At 40.1% G+C, this 761-nt stretch carries 1 protein-coding gene; it reads right to left on the bottom strand.

Annotation, left to right across the window (positions count from 1 at the left end; all coding sequences use genetic code 11):
* Positions 1–141: 141 nt before the first annotated feature.
* Positions 142–761, bottom strand: a 620-nt coding sequence (ilvE, locus tag GMD4S_RS09760; protein ID WP_000530363.1) for a branched-chain-amino-acid transaminase, incomplete at its 5' end; no start/stop codon positions are given.

Here is a 761-nt window from a genome sequence, read left to right as displayed (position 1 = left end):
ATTTCAATTTTCTTATCTTTTTTACTCATACTGTACCTCTTTTCACTTTTTCTATTGTACAAGAAAATGCTCAAACTAGCAAGAAAAAACTCCATTTCAGTCCTTACAACTGCTATGGAGCTCTTCTTTATTTCATGTCTTTTAGTCCACTTTGACAATCCATCCTTCTGGTGCTTCTACGTCACCAAATTGGATACCAGTCAATTCATCATAGAGTTTACGTGTAACAGGACCTACTTCTGTTTCGCTATAGAAAACATGGAAATCATCGCCATGTTGGATACCTCCAATTGGCGAAATGACCGCTGCTGTACCACAAGCTCCTGCCTCTACAAAACGATCCAAATTATCAATTGGAACATCACCTTCAATCGGTGTCAAGCCCAAGCGGTGTTCTGCCAAGTAAAGCAAAGAATACTTGGTAATAGATGGCAAGATAGATGGACTCAATGGTGTTACAAATTCATTGTCAGCTGTAATTCCAAAGAAGTTAGCTGAACCGACTTCTTCAATCTTTGTATGTGTAGATGGGTCTAGGTAGATAACATCTGAAAATTGGCGTGACTTGGCCATTTTACCTGGGAGGAGACTTGCAGCATAGTTTCCACCTACCTTGGCCGCACCTGTACCATTCGGAGCTGCACGGTCGTATTCATCCTGAATCAAGAAATTTGTTGGGACTAAACCACCTTTAAAATAGTTACCAACTGGCATAGCAAAGATGGTGAAAATATACTCTTCTGCTGGTTTAACCCCAATAA

The sequence above is a fragment of the Streptococcus sp. GMD4S genome, from assembly GCF_000296955.1.
This window is presented reverse-complemented; position numbering and strand designations above follow the sequence as displayed.